General features: G+C 72.5%; 7 protein-coding genes. 2 read left to right on the top strand and 5 right to left on the bottom strand.

Going from position 1 to position 4,908, the window contains the following annotated elements; genetic code table 11:
* Window positions 1–194 precede the first annotated feature (194 nt).
* Window positions 195–473: a hypothetical protein gene (locus tag AB0D01_RS39505; RefSeq protein ID WP_363064232.1), complete on the bottom strand. Its 279-nt coding sequence runs from the start codon at window positions 471–473 to the stop codon at window positions 195–197.
* Between the two features lie 76 nt (window positions 474–549).
* Entirely contained in the window at window positions 550–969 is a 420-nt protein-coding gene (locus AB0D01_RS39500) for a hypothetical protein (protein WP_363064230.1), read from the bottom strand.
* A gap of 133 nt (window positions 970–1,102) precedes the next feature.
* Between AB0D01_RS39500 and AB0D01_RS39495 the strand changes: the two genes are divergently transcribed.
* Entirely contained in the window at window positions 1,103–1,333 is a 231-nt protein-coding gene (locus tag AB0D01_RS39495) for a hypothetical protein (protein ID WP_363064228.1), read from the top strand.
* Between the two features lie 23 nt (window positions 1,334–1,356).
* On the opposite strand, the gene AB0D01_RS39490 is transcribed toward AB0D01_RS39495, so the two are convergent.
* Window positions 1,357–2,250 carry a hypothetical protein gene (locus AB0D01_RS39490; protein WP_363064226.1) on the bottom strand — a complete coding sequence of 298 codons (894 nt, stop codon included), beginning with the start codon at window positions 2,248–2,250 and terminating at the stop codon, window positions 1,357–1,359.
* Between the two features lie 619 nt (window positions 2,251–2,869).
* Here AB0D01_RS39490 and AB0D01_RS39485 point away from each other — a divergent pair.
* Window positions 2,870–3,100, top strand: a complete 231-nt coding sequence (locus AB0D01_RS39485) for a DUF6233 domain-containing protein (RefSeq protein WP_363064224.1) — start codon at window positions 2,870–2,872, stop codon at window positions 3,098–3,100.
* 180 nt (window positions 3,101–3,280) lie between these two features.
* Here the strand turns inward: AB0D01_RS39485 and AB0D01_RS39480 are convergent, their stop codons facing one another.
* Both AB0D01_RS39480 and AB0D01_RS39475 read right to left on the bottom strand, forming a co-directional pair.
* Complete coding sequence (locus AB0D01_RS39480) at window positions 3,281–4,114, bottom strand: hypothetical protein (RefSeq protein ID WP_363064222.1); 834 nt, start codon at window positions 4,112–4,114, stop codon at window positions 3,281–3,283.
* Between the two features lie 2 nt (window positions 4,115–4,116).
* Window positions 4,117–4,908: peptidase M23 (locus tag AB0D01_RS39475; protein WP_363064220.1), on the bottom strand; the 792-nt coding region annotated here is incomplete at its 5' end.

Below are 4,908 nucleotides of genomic sequence, written 5' to 3'. Positions count from 1 at the left end.
CGAACGCGAACGAATCGCCGCCCACATCACCACCACCGGCGCGATCATGCGTACCGCCCTGACCCGCACCGTCACCGGCCGCTCAGAAGGGTAGAGGCGGCCCGGTGGTACTGCCCCCGAGAATCCTCCGGGCACCGGGCCTCACCCACACACGCCATATCGGTACGGGCTACCCCAACCCTAGCCCCCACCCCCTAGGGCGAATCGCCCACCCACACATACCGGTCGATCACGGTCGCGGCCGGGTCGGCCGGCTCGTACTCCGCCCGCCCACCAGGCCCCCACGCCGAGGTCTCACAGATCAGCGCCACCCCACCGGCCAGCTCCTCCCGCGTCCACCCGGTCACTTGCAGCAGCTCACCGTCCAGCGGACCGCCCGTCAACTCGACGTACAGCTCCCCCTCTTCCGCCCACGGGTCCGGATCATCCGGATACGCCCCGTACACACGCCGCCCCACCCACCGCTCATCCATGCCCACCACCCTGACACCCCGCCCCACCCCACCGCCGGGAGTGGAAGAACTTCCACCCCCGGCGGCGGGCCGGCTGCTAGCCCTGCGGGCAGTGCCGGCAGGTCACCGCCCGCCCCGTGCGCAGCAGAACCCGCAGCCCGGCCGCCGCACGGCCGGTCATGCACGCCGGCACCATCCCCTCGGCGGTACGGCGGGCGGCGTGCACGGTGCCCCGGGAGGTCAGCAAACCGCCGGCGCCGGGGCCCGCGTTGAGCCACGCCGCCACCACCCGCTCAACCGCCTCCGCCTCCGTCCCGTGGAAGCCACGCGGACCGAACGCCGCCGACCACGCGTAGAACCGGCCCCGGCCGGGCAGGGCGCCCGCCTCATCGCTGACCAGGCCGATCACCCGGCCGTCCAGCAGCACGCGGTAATCGGCGGGAAGCTTGCCAGCGGGGGTGATCAGCACCGTGGTCGTCAGCTCAGCCGGGGTGGTGATCGTGGTGGTGGTGTTCATGGGGGGGGGCTCCAATCCGTTGAGCCAACTTGAGTTGGCACACTTAGATTGGCCAACTCTAGTTGGCATGTCAACCGGCGTTACGCCAATCGGAGTAGGCCAACTTCGATTGGCTATCTGGCAGGATGGACCCATGGACACCACCGCACTCCAAGAACACCTGCGCGCACTCGCCGAGATCCGCGCCGCCGAGCGCCTCGCGCTCCTCTCCGTCTACGCCGAGGTACAGCGCCTCGCCGCCGAGCACGGCGACGAACGGGGGTGGCAGCAGCAGGTGGTGGTGGAGACCGGATGGAGCCGCGAACAGGTGCGGAAGGTCTGCAAGATGGACTTGGAGGCCGCCGCGGCCCCCTCCGAGGGGTAAGCCGCGGCACCCCCACCTTCCGCTCAGTGCCCGCGCGCACCCGCGCGGTGGGGCCCTTGGGCTACGTGGACCTTGCCGTGCGCGAGGAGCCAGCGCCCCACCGCGCCCCGATCGAAGACCGGCGCCGGCGCCCGCGAACCGGCCGCCGGCGGCGGAAAGTCCGGGTGCCGGCGCCGCCAGGCGCTCACCGTCGCCCGGCTCACCCCCGCCATGACGGCCACCACCGCGACCGACACGACGTCGCCGGCCCCGACCGGCGCCGGCTCCCAACGAGCCAACGGCGACCGCGCACCCACCCCCGCCCCGCGCAGCACCAGCCATTCGACCTCCGGGCGCAGCGTCGGCAACAGGGCCACGTCGAGAGCCCGGTACAGGGGCACGTCGACCGGCCCACCCCGGGCGCGGCCGTAGTCGACCTCGACCACCCGCGCGGCCCGGAGCATGCCCAGACGGACCAGGTGGGCGACGTCGCACCGGCGTACCCCCAGGCGTACCGCCGCCTGCTTGGGCCCCAGCAGCGTGTGACGGTCCAGCAGGGTCGGCAGGTCACGGCGGCGGGCGAGCGCGGCGACCTGGTCCCCGTGGACGTCCGGCGCCTCGACGTACCCGCCCAGACGGACCAGGAGACCGGCGGCCACCAGGTCCCCGACCATCCGCGCCGTCACCGCCGGCCGACACGCCGGCAACGGATCCCCCAACGCCCGCGTCAGCCGCTCCGCCGCCGCGAACGCGTCCCGCAGCACCAGGCCCGCGCGGACACCCTCCCCGTCCACCGCCTCGACCACCGCCGCCGACCAACACCCCGCCGGGGCATCCGCCGGCGGAACCGCGCCCGTCACCACCGCCCACCGCCACGCCGCCACCGACACCCGCAGCCGGCCCGCCACCTCGAACTCGTCATACACCCGCTCGACCATGCGAAACGCACCCCAAACGCACACCGATGGGCCCGACCGTCGGACCGCGCCGGAAACATGCCAAACCACCACAGAACGTGTCAATGAGGCTTGTTTCGCGTCGAGTTGAGGGCAGGCCGTACACATCGCGCCCGCGTACACGAGGCCGCGGTTCACCCGTCCGGGTGAACCGCGACGCCGGCGGCGCGCGGCCGACTCCCGCCCGGCGGGGGCCCGCCCGGTCCGGCCGTCGTGACGGCTACGCGAGTGAGTCGACCCGCGTCACGCTCGACTCCAAATTCGAACATGCTGTCTAATTGGAGGTGACACCTCCGCGCCACCAGGAGCACCCCATGACCACCCCCGCACCCCCCGCCAGACCCCAGCCCGCCACGTGGGCGCCGAGCCAGACCGGCCCGTGCGCGCGCTGCCACGGCCAGACCTGCCGCTACGGGGTGGGAGCCTCACCGCTGTGCGCGACGTGCAAGGTCGAGCGGGCGGCACAGTACTCCGGGAAGTGACCGTGCCCACCCCACCACCGGCCGGCGGGAGCCCCCGCCTCGACATGCTCCGCTTTCTGGAAAGAGTGCAGGTCAAAGACCTCCAGCGCACGCGGGATTGGATAGCGGCGGAGGAGCGCGTGATCGCCACCGAGGGCGCCCGCAGGCCTCCGCCGCCACCCCCGGAATGGCTGATAGAGCACGGCATCGGCACCGGCCGGCCAGCCGTCCGCGTCCACGTCGGCGGCTGCTGGGACACCCGCACCCGCTGCAAGCCGGCGTCGGTCGACGCCGCCCGGCGGGCCCTCGCGGAGGGCGTCTCCGCGTGCCCGCAATGCCGACCGGACAGCGCCTTGGGCTTCGTCGACTGACCCCCGCCCGCCCCATCCAGGTGAGATCCCGCCCCGCACGCACCGCGCACGGTCGAGGACACCACCGCGGCGGCCCTACCGTGGCAGGAGCGGTGGGGGCCCACCCCGAGCGGCCCCTACCGCCCCCGGCAGGGGTGCCTGCCCCACCCCCACGGTGCAGGCACCCCACCCCGCCCGGGGCTACCCGACCGGCGCCGACGCGCGCGCCCGGAGCCACCCCTCCACCTCGCTGAGCCGGCTCTCCCACCCGAACTCCCGCAGCATCGCGGCGACCGACGGGCCCACCGCTTCCGCCTCCTCCGGGTCCTCCGACACCAGGACTCCCCACCCCACATGCGCGGAGTGCGCCAGCTCCGTGGTCTCCACGATCGGCTCGGCTCCCGCCTCGCGGCGGCGGAGCGCGGTGGCCACCAGCAGCTCGACGGTCCCCGCGAGATCCGCGCTCCGGGCGAGCGTCAGCCACGCCCTGGTGGTCATCACCGTGACCGTGTGCGGATGCAGCCGCCCGAACTCCGCGTGGAGGGACACCTCCATCCGCGACGCGTGCACGATCGCCTCGGCGACGTCGCCGGCCGCGTGCGCGTCCCGCACCGCCGTCCACCGCGCCCGGTACGTCTCCGGCGGCGGAGGCCCCCACGGGGTAGCCGGCCGCCCGACCGGCGGCGCCGGCGCGGCGGCGGGCGCGGGGGGCTGTACCGGGCGCGGGGGGACCGCCGGCCGGGGCGGCGGCGGAACCGGGGCGGGGTGCGAGCCGACGTCGTGCACCGCTCCGCCGGGGGTGATGATCATGCACCACGGGGCGGGTGCCTCGGGGTCCGTCGCGCGGGCGCGCACAGGCCGGCCGGCCATCGCGGCGAGCACGGTAAGCCGTTCCCGACCGGCCGCACGCAATTCTCCCAAAGCGTCCCCGGAGGCGATTTCCTCGCCGTCGACCGTGAGCACCAGGCCCTCGCCGCCGGCGTGGATCACGAGCGAGTAGACCGGGATAGCGGGCACCGCCGAAAGGTCCTGCATTTCTAAACTCCCTTGGGGAAATACGGGGGCGCCCACCCGAGGTACTTGGAGCCCCATTTGGATTCGATTTCCGACGCCGGCACGATATCGACATAGCCGATGCGTCGAATGTCATTGCTGATGATCATGCCGTCTCCGAGATATACGGAGACATGCCCGAAAGGCCCGTTCGTATCCCAGTACATGAGCGCACCGAGGGGAATGTCTCGCGATCCGGCGTGTTTCATGTGGGTAGGCATCGTGCGCCAATGCGTGATGGCGTCGACCACACCAGACGCATGCCAACCGTGCACGATGGAGGAAAAGGCCAGGCATTTTTGCCACCAGCGCTTTTCATTCAGGGCCGGCTGTGTCTTGGCCCATGCGATGGCGTCTTGTGTGGAGCGCGGATTTTTGACCTCGGGAGGCCATCCCGCCGCCGCATCGTGGAAAGGCGCGCCGACAGTCCCGTCGGGGGCGTCGCAGCGTCCGGGCATGTCAGGGGCCGGAGAGAGGGACGGTGCCCAGCTCGGGGCACCCCCACCAATTCCCAGGCGAGACAAATTGATGCCCGCCTGGCGGGCGATTGTCTCGGCCTGTACCCGGCGGGGTGCGTACAGCTCCGGATGGCCACTCAGCTGCACCGCCTGAGCGGCCTGCCCCGGATCCATCAATTGCCACCCGGAAATATCCACCAGGCCCGGCGGTTTACCCGAATTTCCGCCGAAAAACAGGCCCGCGGAGTGCACCGGATCACGTACTTCCGCCGGGGTGCCCCACCCCTGCGAAGGGCGCTGCTGAAAAAGTCCCAGCGA

This window comes from Streptomyces sp. NPDC048606 (genome assembly GCF_040650855.1).
In the GTDB taxonomy this organism is placed as follows: Bacteria; Actinomycetota; Actinomycetes; order Streptomycetales; family Streptomycetaceae; genus Streptomyces.
The sequence above is the reverse complement of the archived record's forward strand: the minus strand, read 5'-3'. Positions and strand labels throughout refer to the sequence as shown.

Excerpts from the sequence above, each read along its gene's own strand:
- AB0D01_RS39505 (WP_363064232.1), bottom strand. The coding sequence starts at position 473 with ATGGATGAGCGGTGGGTGGGGCGGCGTGTGTACGGGGCGTATCCGGAT.
- AB0D01_RS39500 (WP_363064230.1), bottom strand. The coding sequence starts at position 969 with ATGAACACCACCACCACGATCACCACCCCGGCTGAGCTGACGACCACG.
- AB0D01_RS39495 (WP_363064228.1), top strand. The coding sequence starts at position 1,103 with ATGGACACCACCGCACTCCAAGAACACCTGCGCGCACTCGCCGAGATC.
- AB0D01_RS39490 (WP_363064226.1), bottom strand. The coding sequence starts at position 2,250 with ATGGTCGAGCGGGTGTATGACGAGTTCGAGGTGGCGGGCCGGCTGCGG.
- AB0D01_RS39480 (WP_363064222.1), bottom strand. The coding sequence starts at position 4,114 with ATGCAGGACCTTTCGGCGGTGCCCGCTATCCCGGTCTACTCGCTCGTG.